This window comes from Anaerotruncus rubiinfantis (assembly GCF_900078395.1).
Classification (GTDB): domain Bacteria; phylum Bacillota; class Clostridia; order Oscillospirales; family Ruminococcaceae; genus Anaerotruncus; species Anaerotruncus rubiinfantis.
The window spans coordinates 545,200-566,808 of the sequence record NZ_FKLA01000008.1; the positions used below are offsets into that span (position 1 = coordinate 545,200).

The 21,609-nt window shown below is 55.3% G+C and carries 20 protein-coding genes, 2 other RNA genes, 1 pseudogene and 1 other annotated feature; of the genes and pseudogenes, 16 read left to right on the plus strand and 7 right to left on the minus strand.

The features are described from left to right. Positions 1–15: 15 nt before the first annotated feature. Positions 16–717 (minus strand): GntR family transcriptional regulator, encoded by a 702-nt coding sequence (locus BN4275_RS05095; RefSeq protein ID WP_079988081.1) that lies wholly within the window; start codon positions 715–717, stop codon positions 16–18. A gap of 327 nt (positions 718–1,044) precedes the next feature. Between BN4275_RS05095 and BN4275_RS05100 the strand changes: the two genes are divergently transcribed. From BN4275_RS05100 to BN4275_RS05110, 3 genes are all read left to right on the plus strand, one after another. Continuing rightward, positions 1,045–1,827: a GntR family transcriptional regulator gene (locus tag BN4275_RS05100; RefSeq protein ID WP_066454852.1), complete on the plus strand. Its 783-nt coding sequence runs from the start codon at positions 1,045–1,047 to the stop codon at positions 1,825–1,827. A gap of 106 nt (positions 1,828–1,933) precedes the next feature. Continuing rightward, positions 1,934–3,010, plus strand: a complete 1,077-nt coding sequence (gene uxuA / locus BN4275_RS05105; protein ID WP_066454855.1) for a mannonate dehydratase — start codon at positions 1,934–1,936, stop codon at positions 3,008–3,010. A 17-nt stretch (positions 3,011–3,027) separates the two neighbouring features. Beyond that, on the plus strand, positions 3,028–4,047 hold the full coding sequence (locus BN4275_RS05110) for a zinc-binding alcohol dehydrogenase family protein (RefSeq protein WP_066454864.1): 1,020 nt from the start codon (positions 3,028–3,030) through the stop codon (positions 4,045–4,047). A 119-nt stretch (positions 4,048–4,166) separates the two neighbouring features. Here the strand turns inward: BN4275_RS05110 and pheT are convergent, their stop codons facing one another. The 4 genes from pheT to BN4275_RS05130 all read right to left on the minus strand — a co-directional run bounded on the left by pheT (position 4,167) and on the right by BN4275_RS05130 (position 9,939). Beyond that, positions 4,167–6,548: a phenylalanine--tRNA ligase subunit beta gene (gene pheT, locus BN4275_RS05115; RefSeq protein WP_066454867.1), complete on the minus strand. Its 2,382-nt coding sequence runs from the start codon at positions 6,546–6,548 to the stop codon at positions 4,167–4,169. A gap of 45 nt (positions 6,549–6,593) precedes the next feature. Continuing rightward, on the minus strand, positions 6,594–7,613 hold the full coding sequence (pheS, locus tag BN4275_RS05120; protein ID WP_066454870.1) for a phenylalanine--tRNA ligase subunit alpha: 1,020 nt from the start codon (positions 7,611–7,613) through the stop codon (positions 6,594–6,596). Between the two features lie 52 nt (positions 7,614–7,665). Then, positions 7,666–7,904, minus strand: a binding site (T-box leader). 100 nt (positions 7,905–8,004) lie between these two features. After that, entirely contained in the window at positions 8,005–8,874 is an 870-nt protein-coding gene (galU, locus tag BN4275_RS05125; protein ID WP_066454872.1) for a UTP--glucose-1-phosphate uridylyltransferase GalU, read from the minus strand. Between the two features lie 33 nt (positions 8,875–8,907). After that, complete coding sequence (locus BN4275_RS05130) at positions 8,908–9,939, minus strand: RING finger protein (RefSeq protein WP_066454874.1); 1,032 nt, start codon at positions 9,937–9,939, stop codon at positions 8,908–8,910. A 222-nt stretch (positions 9,940–10,161) separates the two neighbouring features. Between BN4275_RS05130 and prfB the strand changes: the two genes are divergently transcribed. The 12 genes from prfB (at position 10,162) to ssrA (ending at position 18,861) form a co-directional block, all read left to right on the plus strand. After that, positions 10,162–11,295 carry a peptide chain release factor 2 gene (gene prfB, locus BN4275_RS05135; RefSeq protein WP_066454876.1) on the plus strand — a complete coding sequence of 378 codons (1,134 nt, stop codon included), beginning with the start codon at positions 10,162–10,164 and terminating at the stop codon, positions 11,293–11,295. A gap of 28 nt (positions 11,296–11,323) precedes the next feature. Then, entirely contained in the window at positions 11,324–11,737 is a 414-nt protein-coding gene (locus BN4275_RS05140) for an EamA family transporter (RefSeq protein WP_066454879.1), read from the plus strand. 95 nt (positions 11,738–11,832) lie between these two features. Further along, entirely contained in the window at positions 11,833–13,446 is a 1,614-nt protein-coding gene (locus BN4275_RS05145; protein ID WP_066454887.1) for a peptidoglycan D,D-transpeptidase FtsI family protein, read from the plus strand. A 73-nt stretch (positions 13,447–13,519) separates the two neighbouring features. Next, positions 13,520–14,386, plus strand: coding sequence for a DegV family protein (locus BN4275_RS05150; protein ID WP_066454890.1), 867 nt, complete (start codon positions 13,520–13,522; stop codon positions 14,384–14,386). 10 nt (positions 14,387–14,396) lie between these two features. Then, the gene (locus tag BN4275_RS05155; protein ID WP_118479560.1) at positions 14,397–14,726 is read left to right on the plus strand and encodes a hypothetical protein; all 330 of its coding nucleotides are present in this window, start codon (positions 14,397–14,399) and stop codon (positions 14,724–14,726) included. Positions 14,727–14,815: 89 nt separating this feature from the next. After that, positions 14,816–14,914: signal recognition particle sRNA small type (gene ffs, locus BN4275_RS05160), an RNA gene on the plus strand. 54 nt (positions 14,915–14,968) lie between these two features. Continuing rightward, a complete protein-coding gene (gene dnaX, locus BN4275_RS05165) occupies positions 14,969–16,564 on the plus strand; it encodes a DNA polymerase III subunit gamma/tau (protein WP_066454897.1) in 1,596 nt (531 codons plus the stop codon). 24 nt (positions 16,565–16,588) lie between these two features. Beyond that, entirely contained in the window at positions 16,589–16,939 is a 351-nt protein-coding gene (locus tag BN4275_RS05170; protein WP_066454900.1) for a YbaB/EbfC family nucleoid-associated protein, read from the plus strand. 12 nt (positions 16,940–16,951) lie between these two features. Continuing rightward, a complete protein-coding gene (gene recR / locus BN4275_RS05175) occupies positions 16,952–17,551 on the plus strand; it encodes a recombination mediator RecR (RefSeq protein ID WP_066454903.1) in 600 nt (199 codons plus the stop codon). 10 nt (positions 17,552–17,561) lie between these two features. Then, positions 17,562–17,960 (plus strand): GtrA family protein, encoded by a 399-nt coding sequence (locus tag BN4275_RS05180; protein ID WP_066454906.1) that lies wholly within the window; start codon positions 17,562–17,564, stop codon positions 17,958–17,960. Positions 17,961–18,001: 41 nt separating this feature from the next. Next, positions 18,002–18,469, plus strand: a complete 468-nt coding sequence (smpB, locus tag BN4275_RS05185; RefSeq protein WP_066454909.1) for an SsrA-binding protein SmpB — start codon at positions 18,002–18,004, stop codon at positions 18,467–18,469. 44 nt (positions 18,470–18,513) lie between these two features. Continuing rightward, positions 18,514–18,861: a transfer-messenger RNA gene (ssrA, locus tag BN4275_RS05190) on the plus strand. A gap of 512 nt (positions 18,862–19,373) precedes the next feature. Here ssrA and BN4275_RS16940 read toward each other — a convergent pair. Together BN4275_RS16940 and BN4275_RS05200 are read right to left on the minus strand one after the other, a co-directional pair. Next, positions 19,374–20,414: pseudogene (locus BN4275_RS16940) on the minus strand (recombinase family protein); the annotation flags it as partial. 389 nt (positions 20,415–20,803) lie between these two features. After that, positions 20,804–21,160, minus strand: a complete 357-nt coding sequence (locus tag BN4275_RS05200) for a helix-turn-helix domain-containing protein (RefSeq protein WP_066454915.1) — start codon at positions 21,158–21,160, stop codon at positions 20,804–20,806. A 90-nt stretch (positions 21,161–21,250) separates the two neighbouring features. On the opposite strand from BN4275_RS05200, the gene BN4275_RS05205 reads away from it, so the two are divergent. After that, entirely contained in the window at positions 21,251–21,496 is a 246-nt protein-coding gene (locus tag BN4275_RS05205) for a hypothetical protein (RefSeq protein ID WP_066454917.1), read from the plus strand. The last annotated feature ends 113 nt before the right edge of the window (positions 21,497–21,609 follow it).

A 21,609-nucleotide genomic window follows, 5' to 3' on the forward strand; every position in this document is an offset into this window, starting at 1 on the left:
TCTGTGATTTCGGGGTCAGCGCCCGTCCTCCTCGGCGCAGGGAAGAAAATACTGCGGACAGTCCTCCAAAATCCGCTGCTCGTCGGCCTTATAGCGTGCCACGTGGTTTTGGATCTCCCGCACGGCGACCTGGGCGTTGCGGCTTTTGAAGGCTTCGAGGATCAGCTCGTGTTCCGCAACCGCATGAGGAGCGCTCAGGCTTTGCAGGCAAAGACAGCGCATGATGTTGTACTGCCCGAGCAGGCGGGACATCGCCTCATAGATGCGCCCGGAGCAGGCGATCCGGAAGATGGCGGCATGGAAAGCGTTATCCAGCTCGATCAGCTGCTCATAGTTTTCCTGCTCCAGATAGAATTTCTGCATGTAGAGGTTGTTTTCCAGCTCCTGCAGGTCTTTCTGCGTGGCAAGCCCGCACGCGGTTTCGGTCATGGCCGATTCGAGGATATACCGCGCGCGTTTGGCCTCATCGATCAGGCTGGTATCGATGAGCGAGACGCGGCTGCCGCGCTGTGGGAGTACGTCCACCAAGCGCAGCCGCGACAGATAGGAGAGCGCCTCCCGCACAGGGGTCCGGCTCACGCCAAGAATCTGCGAAAGGGCCGATTCATTGATCGGCTGCCCGGGTTTCAGGATCAGGTGCAGGATATTGTGATGCAGAACCCGGAAAGCGTAATCCCCCGCCGGTTCCCGGGGGCGGCGTTCGAGAAGCGTCAGCATAATTATGAGGGCCCTCCCAGATTGGTTTTAATGATTTATTATAAACCGGCGGGAATCCGCCTGTCAACCGGCGGGGGGAAGGGCGCGAGTTTTTTCAAAATGTGTCTAAATTGTAAATAGCGGTGGAAGCGTTGGAAAAATGGCCGGATATCCGTGTGGGACTGTGGGATACGAGGCAAAAACATCGAAAAAATAGACAGGATATCTCCGCAAAAAATTGACAGAATTTACAAAAATCTATAAAATCGATGATACATATTGCGAAAACTTCTCATTCATGCTAGCATGCTAGTTGAAGGATTCTTTAGAAGCAATGGGGGAACAGGGATGAATCTGACAGTCTACCCATCCCTGCCGTCCGAACCGGCGGGGGAATATGTCTACCGTGTGCTGCGCAAGAACATCCTGGCCGGGAACCTCCTGCCGGGCGAATGCCTTGGCCCAACAGAGATCGGCAAACTGCTGCAGGTCAGCCGCACGCCGCTGCAAAGCGCGTCAGTGCGTTTGATGACCGAAGGCTTGCTCAAAATTTATCCGCAGCGCGGGTCGTATGTGTCGCGGATCGATATGAAACGGGTTTATGAGGCAACCTGCATGCGCAACCTGCTCGAACAGGCGGCGATGCGCGTCCTCTGTACCGAGGGCATCGGCCGGGAAGGCCTGATGCAGCTGCAGGCGAACCTGATCCAGCAGAACTTCAGTTTTGAGCAAAAGCAGACCTGCGACGTCTTCGAACTGGATAACGCTTTCCATGAGCTGCTGTTTTCGCTTGCCGGCATGTCTCTCGCAAACGAAGCGCTGCAGAGTATTTCGGCCGACCAGTACCGGGTGCGGCTTTTGAAACTGCAGGCGCGGTTTCGCTGGGAACAGACGGTCGCCGAACATACCGGGATCATCGCCGCGATCCAGGCAAGAGACGTGGAAGCCGGGCTTCTGCGCAGCAATGAACATCTTTCCCGGATTTCCTGGGATCTGGAAACGATCCATGAGCAGCATCCGGATTATTTTGAAAACTGGGAGAGCTTCCCGCCGCGCGCCTTTTGCAAACGCCGGGAAAGCTTCTACACAATCTATCGCAACAGCGATGATAACGCCGCGCTGGAAGACTGAACTTTCGGGATATAAAAACGTCGAAAATGAGCCGCAGACAACTGAGAAGGTCATACCGGCCTTCGGCTGGAGCTCTACAAATATAAAAAACAGAGGTGCTTGCAAAATGAAAATGACATTCAGATGGTATGGAGAAGGCAACGACAGTGTAACCCTCAAGCAAATCAAACAGATCCCGGGCTGCACCGGCCTGATGGGCGTGCTTGACCAGTATGCCGCGGGCGAGGTCTGGCCGCTTGACGTGATCCGGGACTATGTCAAACACGTCAATGACGCCGGCCTCGAGGTCGAGGTCATCGAGAGCGTCAACGTCCATGAGGACATCAAGCTCGGCCTGCCGACCCGCGACAAGTATATCGCCAACTACATCGAGACCATCGAAAACCTGGCCAAATGCGGGATCAAGGTGATCGTCTACAACTTTATGCCGGTGCTCGACTGGCTGCGCACCGATCTGGCGCGTGAAATTCCGGAGGATGGCTCGAACTCGCTCTATTTCGATGAGCAGGAACTGCTCGGCATGACCCCGCTCGAAATTGTCGAGAACACTGCGAAGAATTCGAACGGATTCACCCTGCCGGGCTGGGAGCCCGCGCGTCTGAAGGAACTGGAGCATGTGCTTGAGCTCTATAAATCGGTTGATGAGGACAAACTGCGCGAAAACTACAAATACTTCCTTGAGAAGATCATCCCGACCTGCGAGAAGGTCGGCATCAAGATGGCCTGCCATCCGGACGATCCCGCGTGGCCGATTTTCGGCCTGCCGCGCATCGCGCATTCGCAGGACGACTATGACAAGATCGTGGCCCTGGTCGACAGCCCCTGCAACACCGTCTGCCTGTGCACCGGTTCGCTCGGCTCGAACCCCGAAAATGATATCCCCGCGATCATCCGCCATTTCGGTGAGAAAAACCGCATCGGCTGCATGCATGTGCGCAACGTCAAATATCTCGGCTATCACAAATTCCGTGAGGCGTCGCACCTTTCGAGCGACGGTTCGCTTGACATGTACGCCATCATGAAGGCGATCTATGACACCTGCCCGGATACCTATGTCCGCCCTGACCACGGCCGCATGATCTGGGATGAAAAAGCGCGTCCGGGTTACGGCCTCTATGACCGCGCGCTGGGCATCACCTACCTGAATGGAATCTGGGAAGCGCTTGAGAAACAAGGCAAATAAGAAAGAAGGCAATCATTGTGAAAGCAGTTAAAATTCCGGAGCCTTGGAAGGTGGAGCTGGTTGAGCTCCCGAAACCGGAACCCAAACAGGGCGAGGCACTTTTAAAGGTGCATATGGCGGGTATCTGCGGCTCGGATATCGGGGCATTCCGCGGCGCCAACAGCCTGGTGAGTTATCCGCGTGTGATCGGCCATGAAATCGCGGGGGAGATCCTTTCGATCCCGCAGGACAACAAAAAGGGCCTCAAACCGGGAGACAAGGTGATCGTGGATCCATATCTCTACTGCGGGGAGTGCTATCCCTGTTCTATCGGGCGCACCAACTGCTGTACCAGCCTGCGTGTACTGGGCGTGCATATCGAGGGCGGCATGGCGGAGTATTTCACCCACCCGGCGGATATGCTTGTGAAGGTTCCGGATGACATGGAGTGGGAGCTGATCCCGCTGGCTGAACCGCTGACCATCGCGCTGCATGGCTTGCATCGCGCGCAGTTGAAAGCCGGCGAGCATATCGCCATCTCCGGCGCGGGACCGATCGGGCTGCTGGCCGCGATGGGCGCGCTCCATTACGGCGCGGAGCCGATCCTGATTGACCTGGTCGAGGAGCGCCTGCAGATGGCGCGGGAATTGGGGGTGCGCTGCACTGTTAACCTGGCCAAGGAGAATCTGGAAGAGAAGATCGAGGAATACACGAATGGTCGTATGGCGCAGGTAGCGATGGAAGCGTCTGGCGCAAAGCCCGCGATCCTCAATGCCTTCAATATTGTGGCAAACGCGGGCCGCGTCATCCTGACTGGCTGGCCGAAGGACGCCACCGAGATCGACACCGGCCTTTTCACCCGCAAAGAGCTTGATGTCCGCGGTGCGCGCACCAGCGCGGGCGAATTCGAGGAGGCAGTGGAGCTGATCTATACAGGCAAGGTGGACGCGCGCGGGATCCTCACCAAGGTGATTTCGCTCGAGGAAGCTCCTGAAACGATCATCGACATCGAAAAAAATCCCGGCGATTATCTGAAAGTCAACGTCCGGATGAACTGATCCGGGAAACGGGAAGGGCGGACGGCCGCAGAGATGCGGCTGTCCGCCCTGTTTTTGCGCGCAAAAAAGGGCCGTTCCCAAACTTTTGGTTTGGGGACGGCCCTCCCGTTTTCCGGTGATCAGCTTCGGATTTCCGCGCCCAGGTTTTTCAGGGCCTTGAGCACCCGTTTGATGGCCGCGTCGGCTTCCTCGTCGGTGAGGGTGCGGTCGGCAGCGCGCAGGGTCAGGCTGTAGGCGACGCTCTTTTTGCCTTTGGCAACCTGTTCACCTCGATAGACGTCGAACAGGCCCACATGCTCGAGGATATTGCCGACCGCCGAACGGATGGCCTTTTCGAGCGAGGCGACCGGAGTCTCGTCATCGCAGATGAGCGCGAGATCGCGGGTGGAAGCAGGGAACTTTGGCAGCGGGCTGTAACCTTCCTCCGGAGCGACATGCCCGAATAGGAGCATTTCGTCGAGGCAGGCGATGTAGGCGCGCGTGCCGATCTGATAGTTCTCACAGACCGCCGGATGCACTTCCCCGACCATACCGAGCAGTGTGCCGTCAAGCGTGACCTTCGCGCAGCGTCCGGGATGGTAAGACGGATGGTCCTTGCAGGCTTCATATTCCACGCTTTTTATACCCAGCGCCTTGAACATCGTTTCGAGGATACCCTTGAGCGAGAAGAAGTCATGTTCCTCGCCGTACATGCCGATGGTGACGAACGGGCGTTCCTCTGGAAGATCCTGGCCATCTTTCGGGAGGTAGACGTTGCCGATTTCGTAGAGCGCGGCGGACTTGTTGCGGTTGTTGTAGTTGCGGGAGAGCACCTCAAGCATCGACGGCACCACGGTGGTGCGCATGACGCTGGTGTCTTCGCCAAGTGGATTCTGGATCACCACGCAGTTGCGGTATTCGCTCTGCGCGGGCAGGCGGATCTTGTCGTAATATTTGGGGCTGATGAACGAATAGGTGGAGACTTCATAGAGTCCCTGCGCCTGTAGAATCTGATTGATTGCGCGCTCAAATTTCTGTTCTGGGGTATATTTTCCGTTTGCCACGCCACGGATCGCGGTGGACGGGATCTTGTCATAGCCGTAAAAACGCGCGACCTCCTCGGAGATATCCGCTTTGTGTTCGAGATCGAGTCGGAAAGAGGGCGGGATCACACAGCCATCCTCGAATCTGCATCCGAGCCGCGTCAAAATACGGCGCATCTCTTCCTCCGCGACTTCGATGCCGATGAAGCGGTTGATCCACGCGGGATCGAACGGGATGCGGCGCGGTTCGTGATCCGAGTTGTCCACGTCGATCATGCCGCCGATCACCTCGCCTGCGCCGAGTAGCTCGCAGAGCTCGCAGGCGCGTTCGACTGCCGGAATGCAGGTAGCCGGGTCGAGCTGTTTTTCAAAGCGGCTGGAGGCTTCGGTGCGCATACCGAGCTTTTTGGCGGTAGTGCGAACCGACGCGCCATTGAAGCATGCCGACTCGAAAACGATCATATTGGTGTCGTCCATGATGCCGCTCATTTCGCCGCCCATGACGCCCGCGACTGCGGAAGGTTTCTTCGCGTCGGCAATGGCGAGCATGTCGGAGGTGAGGGTGCGTTCCACCCCATCCAGGGTCATGATCTGTTCGCCGTCTTTTGCGCGCCGCACGATGATCTCGCCGCCCTCGACATACTTGTGGTCGAAGGCGTGCATCGGCTGGCCGTATTCGAGCATGACGTAGTTGGTGATATCGACGATATTGTTGATCGGGCGTACGCCGCAGGCACGCAGACGCTCGCGCAGCCAGCGCGGGGACGGTTCGATTTTGATGTTCTTGACCATCCGGGCGACATAGCGCGGGCAGAGGTCGGGCGCTTCCACCTTGACCGAAAGATAGCGGCTGATATCGTCGGTCGTGTGTTTCACGACCGGAGCAGGAAGGTTGAGCGGCTTATCGAAGGTGATGGCCGCCTCGCGCGCAAGACCGGCGACTGACATGCAGTCGGGACGGTTGGAGGTGATCTCGAACTCGACGCAGGTGTCATTGAGCCCGATCGCGCTCTGGATGTCCTGTCCAGGTTTCATATCCGGCTCCTCGAGAATGAAGATGCCGTCCTCAATCGCATATGGAAAATCGTGAGCAGTGAGCCCGAGCTCGGAAAGTGAGCAGAGCATGCCATTGCTTTCCACGCCGCGCAGTTTGCCCTTTTTGATGTGTTTGCCGCCGGGCAGGTCCGAGTCATGCAGCGCGGTGGGGACATAGTCCCCCTGTTTGACGTTCTGGGCACCGGTGACGATCTGAACAGGTTCTCCAGCGCCGACGTCCACCTGGCAGATGAACATGTGATCGGAATCTGGATGCCGGACGATTTCAGTCACCTTGCCGACCACCACGTTGCGGATTCCGCTGCCCTCGGTTTCCCAGCCTTCCACCTTGGAGCCGGACATGGTCATCGCTTCCGCGAAAGCACGCGGCGCGGCGTCCCGGACATCCACATAATCATAAAGCCATCTCATTGACAGATTCATATTGTTAAGCCTCCGTAAATTTCAAAATGGTTCTTGCCCGCGGATTTAAAACTGGCTCAGAAACCGGACGTCGTTTTCATAGAAGAGCCGCAGGTCGTCGATGTTGTAACGGCGCATGACGATCCGCTCGAGTCCCATGCCGAACGCGAAGCCGCTGTACTCCTCCGGATCGATCCCACAGTTTGAAAGCACCTTCGGATGCACCATGCCGCAGCCGAGGATCTCGATCCAGCCTTCGCCCTTACAGAGCCGGCAGCCTTCGCCGTGACAGGCGAAGCACTGGAAGTCCATCTCGGCGGAAGGTTCGGTGAACGGGAAGTGGTGCGGACGGAAACGCACGACCGATTCCTCGCCGTATAGCCGCTTGACAAACATCTCAAGGGTCCCTTTGAGGTCGGCCATGGTGATCCCCTTGTCGACAACCAGCCCTTCAATCTGATGGAACAGCGGGGAATGGGTTGCATCGACGGCGTCCGAGCGATAGACACGTCCGGGGGAGATGATGCGGATGGGGGGCTTTTGCTTTTCCATGGTGCGCACCTGCACCGGGGAAGTCTGGGAACGCAGAAGGACGTTGTCCGAGATGTAGAAGGTGTCCTGCGTGTCCCGCGCGGGGTGGTCCTTCGGGATGTTGAGCGCTTCAAAGTTATAATAGTCGAGCTCGACCTCGGGGCCCTCCGCGATCGAGAAGCCCATGCCGAGGAAGATTTCCTTGATCTCGTCGAGCACCTTGGAAAGCGGGTGCGCTTTGCCCAGCGGCGCGGCCTTTCCAGGCATGGTCACGTCGAGCTTTTCCGCCTCGAGCTTTTTCTCAAGCATCGCGGCCTTCAGAGCCGCGGCTTTCTCATCGATCAGCGCTTCGATCGAAGTGCGCACTTCGTTTGCAAACGCGCCGACCTTCGGGCGCTCCTCGGCGGAGAGGGATCCCATCTGCTTTAAGATCGCGGTGAGCTCGCCTTTTTTCCCCAGATACCTGACGCGCAGTTCATCGAGCGCCTTGGGGTCGGAAACATCGGCCAAAGCCTTTGCTGCCTGCTCTTTGATGTTTTGCAGAGCGTTTAACATAGCTGTATCATCCTTTACATCGTTTTAAAAAATAAAAAAAGCCGTCCGTCCGCAAAGGGACGAACAGCATTCAAGCCAATCCGTGGTACCACCCAAATTTCCGCCTTGTATCGCAAAACGGACACTTCTGCGCAGGATAACGGCTGCGGGCCGTCGCCGCCTACTGTTGTTTCAGCAGCACCGCTCACGGGTGAACTTCACAAAATGGAGCATTCCGGTTTGCTTTCAGCCGGTGACAAACCTCTCTGGAGCAGCTCCGGGTTTTGTTACTCTCCCGGTCGTCGCGTTATAACTAGATTTTACTATAACATGTTCCCCATTCAAATGCAAGGGGTATTTTTGCATGTTCCGGCACGCGGCGGTTTTCTTCCCGCACTGCGGGCGAAAAAGACTAGAGACTCTTGGAAATGCTCTTCAGGTATTCCCGGAACCCGTCCCCAATTTCAGGATGGGCAAGCCCCACTTCGACGATGGCCTGCAGGATGCCGAGCTTGTTGCCCATGTCGTAGCGGACGCCTTCATATTCGACGCCCATCATGTCGCCGCGTTTTGCAAAAGCGCGCATCGCGTCGGTGAGCTGGATTTCGCCGTTGCGGGAAGGGGGGGTCTGTTCGATCAGTTCGAAGATGTCCGGGGTCAGCACGCAGCGGCCGAGGATGGCAAAATTGGAAAGAATCTCAGACGGGAGCGGCTTTTCGATCATGTCGAACACCTGGTAGACGCGGTCCTGAACCTGCTTGACGTCAAGCGTGCAATAGCTCGGAAGCAGTTCGGCCGCCACCGGCTTGATGCCGACGACGCTTTTGCCGTACTGCTCGTTGACGGCCATCAGCTGGCCGATCGCGGGCTTTTCCGAAATGATGACGTCGTCGCCGTAAAGGACGGCAAACGGTTCGCTGCCGACAAAGGATTTCGCACACCAGACCGCGTGGCCGAGCCCGCGGGTTTCCTTTTGGCGGACATATTGGATGTTCGCCAGATGCGCGAGCGAGACCACCGTATCGTAAAGATCCTGTTTGCCGGAAGAAAGCAGTTTTTCCTCAAGTTCCGGCGCATGGTCAAAGTGATCCTCAATGAGACTCTTGCCGCGGTTGGTGATGATCAGGATGTCCTCGATGCCGGAAGCGACCGCTTCCTCGACGATATACTGAATCGCGGGCTTGTCCACAATGGGGAGCATCTCCTTCGGGACAGCTTTGGATGCGGGAAGCACCCGGGTGCCGAGCCCAGCGGCGGGGATAACTGCTTTGCGTACCTTCACGAATAACCCTCCGTAATTTTCAAATCTTCCTTTTTAAACGGCGACAATGCCCGCGATGAGGAAGCAGACCATAAAATAGCATGCAATGACGCTGCCAAGCACCGCGATGACAGCCGCCCGGCTGGTGCGCCCGCGGTATGCCAGTTCGTCGACATAGGCGCGGTCATCCGCAACCTGCCCGTTCTGATCGAGAAACCGGGCGCGGATATTTTTCACGCTGCGCAGGACGAACCCCATATAGAAGCGATTGGCAAACGCTGCAAAAGCAATCGAGATGCCGAAGGTGAAATAGCGCATATACGGGAGAACCGCCCAGGCCCACAGGTTGGTCTGCGGGATGAATTCCGCAGGCATGATACCCATGCTGATATCTTCTATATTGGCTAAAATAAAAGCGGTATATTCCGGCATGACGAAGAAAGTGGGAATCTGGGTCAGTACGACGAGGCCCAGAAGCAGGCCGCCGAAGAAATACATCTTGCGGTAGAAGAAATAGAGGAAATTGAAGATGAGTGCGCAGAAATTGAAGCTGACCGGCGAACCTTCCGCCATTTTTTTAAAACGCGGAAGAAAGTACTGGGAATTTTCCCCGATAAACAGCGCCGCATCCCGCGCGGTAACGCCGTCGATTTCCTCTTCCGGGGAAAGTCCGCCAAACGCCAGGGTATAAGCGTTCTGGAAGGGCGTCTGCGCGCTGCCGAACCCATTCGCCCCATAGGGCGGCGGGGCCTGCCGGGGCTGCACGGCGGGGCCTTTGAGCGGCGCGCCGCAAATCTGGCAGAAAAGACCGGTCGTTGGGTTGTGCGCCCCGCAGGCGGGGCAGGCCGTGCTGTCTCCGGAAGCGGCCCCGGCTTTTGGTCCTTGGGCGGACCGGTCCTCCTGCCGGCCGCCTTCCGGTTGCCAGGTATGTCCTTTGATATGCAGTTCGTCCAGGGCGCAGTGGCCAAGCTGCCGATAGCATTCGCGGTGATGGGGGGCGCCGCAGATTGGGCACACCACGATATCGTCATCATCCGTGAAGCGTTTCTTGCACACCGGGCAATGAACACCTGTATAGTTTGCCAAAAGATCAACTCCTGAGATAGAATTCCAATCGAATGCCGATACTTCTAAAATCTCATAATACAGAAAGATACTGGAAATTTCAAGGGCGTAATTATGAACATTTCGTATTGGGGCCCGGGAAAGCCTGCGGGAACAAGATTTTCTTTACATTTTACGGGGAAAATACTATAATATTTGCGTATATGAATTTTGCTAGATTTTAACAAGGAATGGTGCAACGGAATGTTACAATTTGAAGAACTGCGGCTGCGGCTGGAGGGGCATAAGGACGAGCTTGCCGACCTGGCGCAGGCGATCGGTTACGAAGGGCTCAGGCGCAAGCTGGCCGAGCTGGAGGAAAAGACCACTGTCCCTGGCTTCTGGAACGACGTGGAAAAATCCCAGCAGAACCAGCTCGAGACCGCCAAGGTCCGCGCCAAGCTGGAGGGCTGCGACGGGCTCGGCCGCCTTTACGATGACACGCTGACCCTCATCGAGCTGGCTAATGAGGAGGAGGACGAGTCGGTCTATCCGGAAGCGCTGGCGGATGTGGAAAAATTTGAACAGGAGCTGGAGACCCAGAAGCTTTCGACCCTGCTGACCGGCGAATACGATGCGAACAACGCAATCCTCACCTTCCATGCGGGCGCGGGCGGCACCGAGGCGCAGGACTGGGCCCAGATGCTTTACCGGATGTATACCCGATGGTCCGAGCGCCATGGCTATAAATATCGAATTCTTGATTATCTCGACGGGGATGAGGCTGGCATCAAGAGCGCGTCGATCCTGATCGAAGGCACCAACGCTTACGGCTTCCTGCGTTCCGAATCGGGCGTGCACCGGCTGGTGCGCGTCTCGCCATTCGATGCGTCCGGCCGGCGGCACACCTCGTTCGCGTCGCTCGAGGTCATCCCCGAGCTGCCGGATGACAAGACAGTGGAAATTGACCCTGAGGATATCAAGATGGAAGTGTTCCGTTCGTCCGGCGCGGGCGGCCAGCACATCAATAAAACCTCCTCGGCGGTGCGCCTCATCCATATCCCGACCGGCATCGTGGTCTCCTGCCAGAATGAGCGCAGCCAGTTCCAGAACCGCGAGATGTGTATGAAGATGCTGACCGCGAAGCTGGTGGAAATCAAGGAGCGCGAGCACCTCGAAAACATCAACGAGATCAAGGGCGAGCAGATGCAGATTGCGTGGGGCTCGCAGATCCGTTCTTATGTGTTCATGCCTTACACCCTGGCCAAAGACCACCGCACCGGTTTTGAGATGGGCAACATCAATGCGGTGATGGACGGCGACCTCGATGGATTTATCAACGCCTACCTCAAGGCGGCGAGCCTCGGCACGCTCGGCAGCGGCGGCGCGGACGACTGATCGGATGACGAAATTGGGGGAAAGCGGTATGTGGGCGGTCTATGCGGTTGGCTCGGCGGTGTTTGCTGCGCTGACCTCGATCCTGGCAAAGATCGGCATTGAAAATGTAAACTCAAACCTGGCCACCGCCATCCGGACAGTGGTGGTGCTGGTGCTCGCGTGGGGGATGGTGTTCCTGACCGGAAGCCAGAGCGGCATCAAGGATATTTCCCAGAAAAGTATGCTGTTCCTGGTGCTTTCCGGGCTTGCGACCGGGCTTTCCTGGCTCTGCTACTACAGAGCGCTGCAGATTGGGCAAGCGAGCAAGGTGGTCCCGATTGACAAATGCAGCGTGATCATCACGCTGGTGATGGCCTTTCTCATCCTGCATGAGCCGTTCACCGTGAAGGCGCTGATCGGATCGTTCCTGATCCTGGCGGGCACCCTGTTTATGGTACTGTAATAAAAATTGCACAAAGGCTCTCCGGCCTTTTCTGGCCGGAGAGCCTTTGTATATTTTCCGGCGGTTTCGGTCAACCTGAAACTGGGTGATAAAATATGGGAAAAAGAGCAATTTCAATCTATGTGGCGCTCGTCTTGATGTTCACGGGGCTGCTTTGCCGGATGTATATGCTTTCCGCGCAAGGGGATCTGCTCGCTTCGGCGGCGCATAGCCAGAGCACCTATCTTCTGGACGTAGACCGGACCCGCGGACTTATTTACGACTGTAATTTAAAGCCTTTGGTGGCCCAGAAGAAACGGACGGTGGCCGCGGTGCTGCCGTCGCCGGAGGCAAACGCCGCGCTCACAGTCGCAATCCGCGAGGAAGGCGAACAGTTCGATTTCGACCCGCAGGCGCAGAAGCCGTACACTGTACCTCTGGAGGAGGCTTCGGTCTATGCGAAAAATGTGGATATGTTCGACGTGGTACAGCGGTATTCGGACGGGCAGCTCGCTCCGCACATCATCGGTTACCTGAATCCTGAAAAGACCGATGGCGCTGCGGGGATCGAGATGGCTTACAACGATCTGCTGCGGCAGTATGACGGCAGCTTGCAGCTGCGGTATACGCTCGATGCGGTCGGCCGTACGATGTCGACCATGGCGCCTGAGGTGGTGAAAAACAACTACGAGAGCGATGGCGGCGTGGTGCTGACCCTAGACGCGGACATCCAGTGGGCGGCGCAGTATGCGATGCGGGAGGTGGAAAAAGGAGCGGCGGTTGTGATGGATGTGGAAAACGGGAACATCTTGGCTTCTGTTTCGATGCCCGCTTATGATCCAAACGATCTGGCGGCCAGCCTCAAGGACCCGGACAGCCCGTTCGTCAACCGTGCGTTTTCGCAGTACAGCGTCGGCTCTACCTTCAAGCTTGTGACCGCTGCGGCAGCGCTTGAATCTGGGATCGGACGTTTTGCGCCTTATAACTGCGAAGGATATATCGATGTGGACGGACATATCTTTTACTGCCACTGGCGCAACGGCCACGGCGAGATCGACATGAAAAAAGCGGTCGAGGTTTCCTGCAACCCGTTTTTTATCAATCTGGGGCTTGAAACAGGCGGAAAGCGGATCGTTTCAATGGCTCGTGACATCGGATTTACCCGCGCCGCGCAGTTCACCGACGACATCAAAACCCAGAGCGGCACCCTTCCGGACGAAGCGGAACTCGAGAACCCTGCAGCGGTTGCAAACCTTTCGTTTGGACAAGGAAGCCTGACCGCGACGCCGGTGCAGATCGCGCAGATGATCTGCACCGTGGCAAACGGCGGCTACGCGGTCACGCCGCGGCTGGTGGAGGGGTTTACCGACAACGGCCGCACCATCTATGAGCATGCGACTGCCTATGCGCCGAACAGGGTTTTTTCAAAGCGCACCTCGGACATCCTGCGGGAATTTCTCGTGGGAAATGTGGAGAACGGCAGCGGCAGGCCGGCCAAGCCGAATTACAGCACGGCGGGCGGAAAGACCGCTTCGGCGCAGACCGGCATCTACCGCACCCCGGGCGATGAGGACAGCGAGATCGTACACGCCTGGTTCGCGGGATATTTCCCTGCGGAATCGCCAAAATATGCGATTGCCGTGCTGGTGGAGGGCGGCGAATCCGGACAGGACGTGGCGGGTCCTATCTTTAAGCGGATCGCGGATGGGATTTACCTTTCAAAATCCTGACGGCGGCTTGTCTTTGCAGCTAAAATATGGTATGATATATTGGATAGAATGACTGCCTGAGGAGGGCGAGCCGATGCGAAATTACCTCGTTGTCACCGATTCCAATGCGGATCTGGTTCCCGGATATGCGGCCGCGAACGACGTCATTGAGATGGAGCTGACCTATACCCTGGATGACAAAACTTATTACTGCAACGATCCGGCGCTTTCCCGTCCGGAGTTTTATGCCCGGATGCGGGCCGGCAAGATGCCGATCACCGCACAGATCAATCTGGAGAGCGCGAAAGCGATCATGGGGCCCGCGCTCGAAGCTGGAAACGACCTGCTTTGCGTGATGTTTTCGTCGGCGCTTTCCGGCACTTACAACAGTGTGCGGCTGGCGGCGGAGGAGCTCGCGCAGGAGCATCCTGAGGCGAAGATCATCGTCCTGGATAGCTTGGCTGCTTCGGCAGGGCAGGGGATGCTGGTGGCGCGCGCGGTCGGCTACAAGGCACAGGGATTGACAATCGACGAAGCGGCGCGGCGCCTGCGCGCGGATATTCCACATCTGGCGCACCTGTTCACGGTGGACGACCTGAACCACCTGCACCGCGGCGGCCGCGTCTCGGCCGCGACAGCGCTTTTCGGCACGATGCTCGGCATCAAGCCAGTGCTGCACGTCGACGACGAAGGGCGTCTCGTCCCAACCGGCAAGGTGCGCGGCCGGCGCGCTTCGCTGCTTGCGCTGGTGGACGGGATGGAACAGCAGATCGACCGGGAACGCTGCGACTGCTTCGCCCTGAGCCATGGAGACTGCATTGATGACGCGCAGTTTGTGGCGGACGAGGTCTGCAAACGCTTTGGCCTGAAAAACTACACGATCAGCTATGTCGGCCCGACGGTCGGCGCGCATTCCGGTCCTGGGACTGTGGCGCTCTTTTTCTATGCAAAATATAAATAGGCGATCCACATTGATAAAGTGGATGGCAGCGCTGTTTACGGCGCTGATGCTGCTCGCGGGATGCGATGCGCCGGGAAAGGACGAGGGCCGCTACCATGCGGTCTATGCGGTCGCCGCGACCTTTCCGGAACGCGAACGGGACGAAATCGTGATCCGCAACGGCTGGTCCGCGCAGTATTGTGAGAATCCGGACGGCGTGTGGCTTCTGATGGCGGATGGCGAAGAGCCGTTTCTATTCACCGGGCCGTGCTGGCTGGTGCGCGGGCCACAGGCAAAGGATTACCCGGCCTACTGTGTGACAACCGGCTGGACGGTAGCGGGAATTCTTGCGGAAGAATGAAATCCGTAGTTGAAATCGTAGCTTTCCTGTGCTATAATATTCTGGCTATGTAAAATCAGCATGATCCATGTGTGCCCAGACATGCGGGTATGCGGGTCCTGTGCGACAGAGCGCCGTGAACCATGTCAGGCGGGGAACCGAGCAGCATTAAGCGGTTTGTGATGTGCGCCGCAGGTAATCTGCATGTCCGCATTTGTGGGCACACATTTTTGTGTCAAAAAACCGGAACGGAGGTGGGAGGAATGTATCAGGCCCTTTACCGCAAATGGCGGCCGAAGGACTTTGAGGATGTGGTTGGACAGGATCATATCACCGTAACCCTCAAAAATGAGGTGGCTTCGGGAAAATTCTCCCACGCCTATCTGTTCACCGGTTCGCGCGGCACCGGCAAAACCACCTGTTCGAAGATCATTGCCAAGGCGGTCAACTGCCTGCATCCGGTCGATGGAAACCCCTGCAACGAATGCGAGATCTGCCGCGGCATTGATGAGGGTTCGATCCTCGACGTGGTTGAAATCGACGCGGCCAGCAACAACGGCGTTGACAACATCCGCCAGCTGCGCGAAGAGGCGTATTTCATGCCTTCGGTGGCAAAATACCGAGTGTACATCCTCGACGAGTGCCACATGCTTTCGGCCGGCGCGGTCAACGCCCTGCTGAAAATTTTGGAGGAACCGCCGGAGCATGTCATCTTCATCCTGGCGACCACCGAAATCCACAAGGTGCTTCCGACCATCCTGTCCCGCTGCCAGCGGTTTGACTTTAAACGTATCAAATCCCGCACGATTGCCGACCGGCTTTTGTATGTGGCCGGGGAGGAGGGCTTTTTGCTCACGGACGACGCGGCGCTCCTGATCGCCCGCCTTTCGGACGGCGGCATGCGCGATGCGCTTTCGCTGCTCGACCTGTGCACCTCTTACACCGGTGAGATCAACGTGCGGACGGTGACTGAAGCGGCCGGGCTTGCCGGGCAGGGGCATCTGTTCGATCTCGCTGCCGCCGCGATTGCGAAGGATCCCACCGCCGCCTTGCGCACCGTCGAGGCGCTCAGCGAAAATTCGGTGGACTTCGCGCGGCTCACAGAGCAGCTTGTGGGGCATTTTCGCAACTTGATGCTTGTGAAAACGGTGAAGGAGCCGGAGGAGCTTGTGCAGGCGACGCCGGAGGATCTCGAACGCCTGCGTACGCAGGCGAAAGGGATCACCCTGCCGCAGGTGCTCATGGCGATCGACCTTCTGCAGGAGACGATGGGGAAAATTTCCCGTACCGCCTTTAAACGCACCGAATTTGAGATGGCGCTTATCCGCCTTTGCGATCAACAGCTTGGAGGCGGCCTGGAGGGCGTACTCGACCGACTGGAGAAGCTCGAACGCGCGGTGCGCACAGGCGTGCGGCCCGCGGCGCCGGAGCAGCCGGAGGCGGCAGCGAAGCCCGCGCAGGCCGGCGAAACGGCGAATTTGTCCGGGCAGGCGGCAGCGCCAAGCGCGCCAAAACCGGGAACCTCCGAAGTGATGCCGTTTCCCGACTGGGCGAAGGTGCTTTCCGAGCTGCAGCCGCACAACGGCGCGCTCTACGGCGCGATGATCGATTCGCGGGCGTATACGAGCGGCGACCTGATGCTGATCGACTGCGCGAACGACATGTTCCGCCAGCTTTTACGCACCAGCATCGCGGCAAAGGAGAGCTTGCGTGACGCGATCCTCGCGGTCACCGGCCGCAAATACAATCTGGGACCCTATAATCCCCAAAAGCACACCGTCGCCCAGAAAACGGACGACCCGCTCGAGGGACTTTTGAAGAAGGCGAGCGAACTGAACGTTCCGCTCGAACTCAAGTAAACAATATTTGGAGGAATCATAAAGATGAAAGCAAGGCTTCCGAAAGGCATGGGCGGCGGCGCCCCGAACAATATGAACGCAATGATCCGTCAGGCGCAGAAGATCCAGGAGGATATGCGCAAGAAACAGGAAGAACTGGCAGAGATGGACTTCAAAACCACCGCTGGCGGCGGCATGGTGGAAGTGACCATCAGCGGCAAGAAAGAGCTCAAGGAGCTGATCCTCAAACCGGAAGTGGTCAATCCGGACGACATCGAGATGCTGCAGGACCTGATCATGGCTGCGGTCAACGAAGCGATCCGCACGGTGGAGGATACAACCAACGCCGAAATGGACAAAATCGCGGGCGGGCTGAACGTTCCGGGCGTGGTTTAACCTTTCAAAGAGATGACATACAATGTAATACCGCTGACAAAACTGATCGAACAGTTTGAACGGCTGCCCGGCATTGGCCGCAAAAGTGCGCAGCGCCTGGCGTTTCATGTCCTGTCGCTGCCGCGGGAGAAGGCGCAGGAATTTGCGGATGCGATTTTGGAAGCGCATGACAAGATTAAAAAATGCAAAATCTGTCAAAGCTTAACCGAGAGCGAGGTCTGCCCGATCTGTTCGGATACGGCCCGTGACCGCGGCATCGTCTGTGTGGTGGAAAACTCCCAGGACGTGATCGCTTTTGAGCGCACCCGTGAATATCATGGGCTTTATCATGTGCTGCATGGGCTCATTTCCCCGATGGACGGGGTCGGGCCGGATCAGCTCTACATCAAGGAACTGCTTTCCCGCATGGGGTCCGGCGAGATCGCCGAGGTGGTCATGGCCACCAATCCGACCGTCGAAGGCGAAGCCACCGCGATGTATATCGCGCGGCTTTTAAAACCGATGGGTGTGAAGGTGACCCGGCTTGCCTATGGCATTCCGGTGGGCGGGAATCTCGAATACGCGGATGAAGTGACCCTTTACCGTGCGCTCGAAGGCAGAAGCGAGATATGAGGGAATTTGGATGTCAAAACTAGAAGGACGCGGCGCTGAAGAGCTCAAACGGATTGTCAAGTTCGGGATCACCGGCGTGGGGAACACGTTGGTGGATATGGCCGTCGGCGCGCTGCTTTTGTTTCTCGGCGTGAACGTCTACGCATCGAAATGCGTGGGCTACTGTGCCGGGATGCTCAACAGCTACCTGATCAACCGGAAGTGGACCTTCCAGACGAAGGACCGGTTCTTCAGCCTGCAGATGGTGCGTTTTATCGCCACCAACCTGATCGTCCTGGCGGTTAGTATGGTGCTCATCAAGGTGTTCGTGGAATTTTTGGCACTGAGTGATCTTTGGGCAATGTTGATTTCCACCTGCTGCACGATGGCGCTCAATTTCATCATCAGCCGGCTGTGGGTATTCAAATGACAAAACTGCGCATCCGCGCATGACAGAAGGAGGGGAGCCTATTGGAACGCGCTTCCACCAAAACGATCACCTTAAACCGCAAGGCGCGGCATGAATATTTTGTGGAGGACAGCTTTGAAGCCGGGATCGAACTCTGCGGCACCGAAGTGAAGTCGTTGCGCAAAGGCTCCTGCAACTTGAAGGACAGCTGGTGCGACATCGATCACGGGGAGCTTTACATCAAGCAGATGCACATTTCCCCCTATGAGCAGGGCAATATCTTCAACCGGGATCCTTACCGGCCGCGAAAACTCCTGATGCACCGGCGTGAGATCGCCAAACTTGCGGCGCTCGTGGCTCAGCAGGGTTATACGCTGATCCCTTTGTCTCTCTATTTCAAAGATTCCAAGGTGAAGGTGCAGCTGGGACTCTGCAAAGGCAAAAAACTGCACGACAAACGCGACGATATGGCACGTCGCGACGCGCAGCGTGACATTGACCGCGCTCTGCGCGATAGACAAAGAAATTAATTTCTGCTATAATAAATCCGGAGGATGACTGCCATCCTCTTTATGGGGTCGTAAAGGTTTCGACGGGGATTCTGAAGTATGAGTAGCGAGTAGAGGAGCATGACCTCTATAAAACATGACGTTTTTAAAGTAAACGACAACGATACTTTAGCTTTTGCGGCTTAATTAAGCCGTCGTCCTACCGCGGAGTACCACGGCCGCGGATAGGGCGTCGATTAGTGGTGAACGATCTTGCGGAGCGGCCTCGTACGCATGATTGTATCAGGGGATACCGAGCTGCGTAGCCTGTCGGCTGGCGACGCGGCAAGGGAATTTTAAAAAACCGACTGCACTCGGAGAAACTTATATGGACGGGTTTTCGGACAGGGGTTCGATTCCCCTCGGCTCCACCACTTACATCCGAGTATCTTTCCGAACCTTCCCTTGCAGGAAGATCGGAAGGGTACTCGGAATTTTTATTGTGCAAAATAATATTTAGATTGATTGTCACGTCGGCAGAGTCGTCGTAACAAATTACCTTGTCCACAAATATTTCAATCGCTTCCCGCTGCGTAGAAGTTGGGAGTGTGGAAAGATTTTGATATTTTTTGAGTGACGCAACGATATTCTCCAAAGGCATAATATCCCTGTTGGATTCATTTTCGCTTTTATGCAGTTCTTCCAAAAGCTCATTTTTTAGAGTTTCCAGTTCCACCAATCGCCCTTTAGTGGTTGTGGTAAATATGCCGCTTTCGATAGCCTGCATAATATTATCGATTTTAGCAGATACGTCGGTCAGTTTGCTTTTTAAGAATTTCTGACTATCTGAAATTTCGGCTTTCGATTTCTCCTGCGAATCAAAAAGTTTTTGCGCAACCTCCGGGAGTTTCTTTTCTGAAAACACTTCATTTTCTAAATATTCGATAACTGTAGACTCGACACGGTGGCTGGCAACAGCCCGCTTGTCGCAAGTGCGCTTTCTTTTTCTGGTAGCGCAGACATAAAAATAGTCGTAGCTACCTTTTTTATTTCTGGCGCTCTCTCCGACCATAGATCCGCCGCACTTCCCACAAACAACTTTTCCAGACAAAAGATAATCATGCTTTGCCTTGCCCGCACCGGGCCGACCAACGTTCGTTCTTTTCTTGTTTTGCACTTTGTAAAAAAGATCAGTGTCAATGATAGCCGGTATTCCACCTGGAATGCGAATAATTTCTTCGTCGGCTTTGTTTGCGTGGGTATTTCGCGGCCCCGATCGTCCATAGCTGGCAGAACGATTGTAAATAAAATTTCCTATATATTTTTCGTTCCTAAGAATATCAGATAAACTATTTTTACCAAAGCTTGTACCGCGTTTCGTTTTATATCCCAACGAATTTAAGCGATCAATAATTTTAGAATATCCCTCGCCGTTGGCGTACATTGTGAAAATGATCTTTACCGCCTCAGCTTCATGTTCGTTAACGATATAGGTATTATCGGATGCGAGGTCATAGCCAAGGGGAGGGGTTCCTCCTGTATGCTTGCATTGAAGGGCTGTTTCCCGCAAGCCTTTCATAGTTTCACGCGCGAGATTCTTTGAATAATATTCACTCATTCCTTCGAGCACCGATTCCAAAATGATGCTTTCGGGGCTGTCGTCAAGATTTTCCAACACAGAGCACAGACGAATTCCGCAGCGCTTCAATTTTCTTTTATAATAGGCGTGGTCGTATCTGTCCCGGCTGAACCTATCCAGCTTATGGATAATCACTGCCTCAAAAATGCTATCTTCTGCATCGTTCATCATCCGCAAGAACTCGGGGCGCTTGTCGCTGGTCGCAGACTGCGCCTTATCCGCATATATTTTGATAACTTCAAGATCGTGCTTTTCTGCATAGTCTTGACAGGCTCTCACCTGTGCGTCGATACTTTCATCCCTCTGGTTGTCCGAACTAAACCGGGCATAGATTACTGCCTTTTTCATAATACCCTCCAAAATTTTCAGAACGATTACTATATCTGTTAAATGCTAAACCTGATTCAGCACAATGTCTTGTGTCAATCCCTAAATCCACCAATATTATTTGCCATTATCGTGTAAAACTTCCATTGACGAATAACAACTGTTAGTAGTAAAATCAAATCATAAAAGAACATACGTTCTACATTTCAAAGAAAGGATTGACGACATGAGCAAACAGAGCTATAAAGACATCCAAAGTGATGCGCCTGCACGCCATATTTCTATCCACGCGCCCCGTGGAGAGAGGCGCGACACGTACCGCGATGCTGATAACTTAATGCCCTTGACCGACACAGAACGAGAATGGCTTATTGCGGTTGGCAGGGCACAACATAAACGGCATTCAGACGTTACTTATCTTTTGGCGGTTCTGGAGGAATATCTAGAGCTTTCAGAAGATTCAGAGCTCGTTTTTGATCTTCCGGAGAATGACTGCGGAACCAAATAAGAGCTTCACGCATTTCAGGATTCTTCAAAAGCTCGTCGTCCTCTGTGGCGGCGGGCTTGTTTTTTATGTCTGTATTGCCCAGGAGATAATCGGTCGACACGCCGAAGTATGCTGCTATCTTTTGGACAGTATCAGATTTAGGAACCTTCCCTATCCGCCAATTTGTTACATTGGATTTGCTTATTCCTAGATCCATAACCAGCTTCGTTGGGGTAATGCCAGCATCAGAACATAATGAACTGAGAATATCAAAAAACATGGGCGAACCTCCATATTGACGAGTTCGATTTAGAGAACTATAATATAATTAACAACACACAATTCATCCACGCGGAAAGGAGTTTGGAATATGGACAACAGAAAAGGGCGCTGCCCTGATTGCGCCAACTGCCCCAGCAATGATACATGTCGCCCCTCCGAAGAGGATCGTAAGAGACTGCAACAGTTATTTGATCAAGAAGAACAAGAGCCAGAAGAACAAAAACCCAAACTATCGTTCCCCGAGAAACATCCTGATTTCCCACTTTACCTTGCGCTGATAGCGTTAATAGCTTCTATTGCTGACCCTATTTTCAGGGCCCTAATAGGCTACTGATTGCTTGACTTCGAAAGGTGGTAATAACTTGCTTAAAAGATTAAACCGTTTCTTTGATGAACGAAGCGACACGGAAAATATGGTATTCGCTACAATCATTACCACAATTAATA

Excerpts from the sequence above, each read along its gene's own strand:
- BN4275_RS05095 (WP_079988081.1), bottom strand. The coding sequence starts at position 717 with ATGCTGACGCTTCTCGAACGCCGCCCCCGGGAACCGGCGGGGGATTAC.
- BN4275_RS05100 (WP_066454852.1), top strand. The coding sequence starts at position 1,045 with ATGAATCTGACAGTCTACCCATCCCTGCCGTCCGAACCGGCGGGGGAA.
- uxuA (WP_066454855.1), top strand. The coding sequence starts at position 1,934 with ATGAAAATGACATTCAGATGGTATGGAGAAGGCAACGACAGTGTAACC.
- pheT (WP_066454867.1), bottom strand. The coding sequence starts at position 6,548 with ATGAATCTGTCAATGAGATGGCTTTATGATTATGTGGATGTCCGGGAC.
- pheS (WP_066454870.1), bottom strand. The coding sequence starts at position 7,613 with ATGTTAAACGCTCTGCAAAACATCAAAGAGCAGGCAGCAAAGGCTTTG.
- prfB (WP_066454876.1), top strand. The coding sequence starts at position 10,162 with ATGTTACAATTTGAAGAACTGCGGCTGCGGCTGGAGGGGCATAAGGAC.
- BN4275_RS05140 (WP_066454879.1), top strand. The coding sequence starts at position 11,324 with ATGTGGGCGGTCTATGCGGTTGGCTCGGCGGTGTTTGCTGCGCTGACC.
- BN4275_RS05145 (WP_066454887.1), top strand. The coding sequence starts at position 11,833 with ATGGGAAAAAGAGCAATTTCAATCTATGTGGCGCTCGTCTTGATGTTC.
- BN4275_RS05150 (WP_066454890.1), top strand. The coding sequence starts at position 13,520 with ATGCGAAATTACCTCGTTGTCACCGATTCCAATGCGGATCTGGTTCCC.
- dnaX (WP_066454897.1), top strand. The coding sequence starts at position 14,969 with ATGTATCAGGCCCTTTACCGCAAATGGCGGCCGAAGGACTTTGAGGAT.
- BN4275_RS05170 (WP_066454900.1), top strand. The coding sequence starts at position 16,589 with ATGAAAGCAAGGCTTCCGAAAGGCATGGGCGGCGGCGCCCCGAACAAT.
- recR (WP_066454903.1), top strand. The coding sequence starts at position 16,952 with ATGACATACAATGTAATACCGCTGACAAAACTGATCGAACAGTTTGAA.
- BN4275_RS05180 (WP_066454906.1), top strand. The coding sequence starts at position 17,562 with ATGTCAAAACTAGAAGGACGCGGCGCTGAAGAGCTCAAACGGATTGTC.
- BN4275_RS05200 (WP_066454915.1), bottom strand. The coding sequence starts at position 21,160 with ATGTTTTTTGATATTCTCAGTTCATTATGTTCTGATGCTGGCATTACC.
- BN4275_RS05205 (WP_066454917.1), top strand. The coding sequence starts at position 21,251 with ATGGACAACAGAAAAGGGCGCTGCCCTGATTGCGCCAACTGCCCCAGC.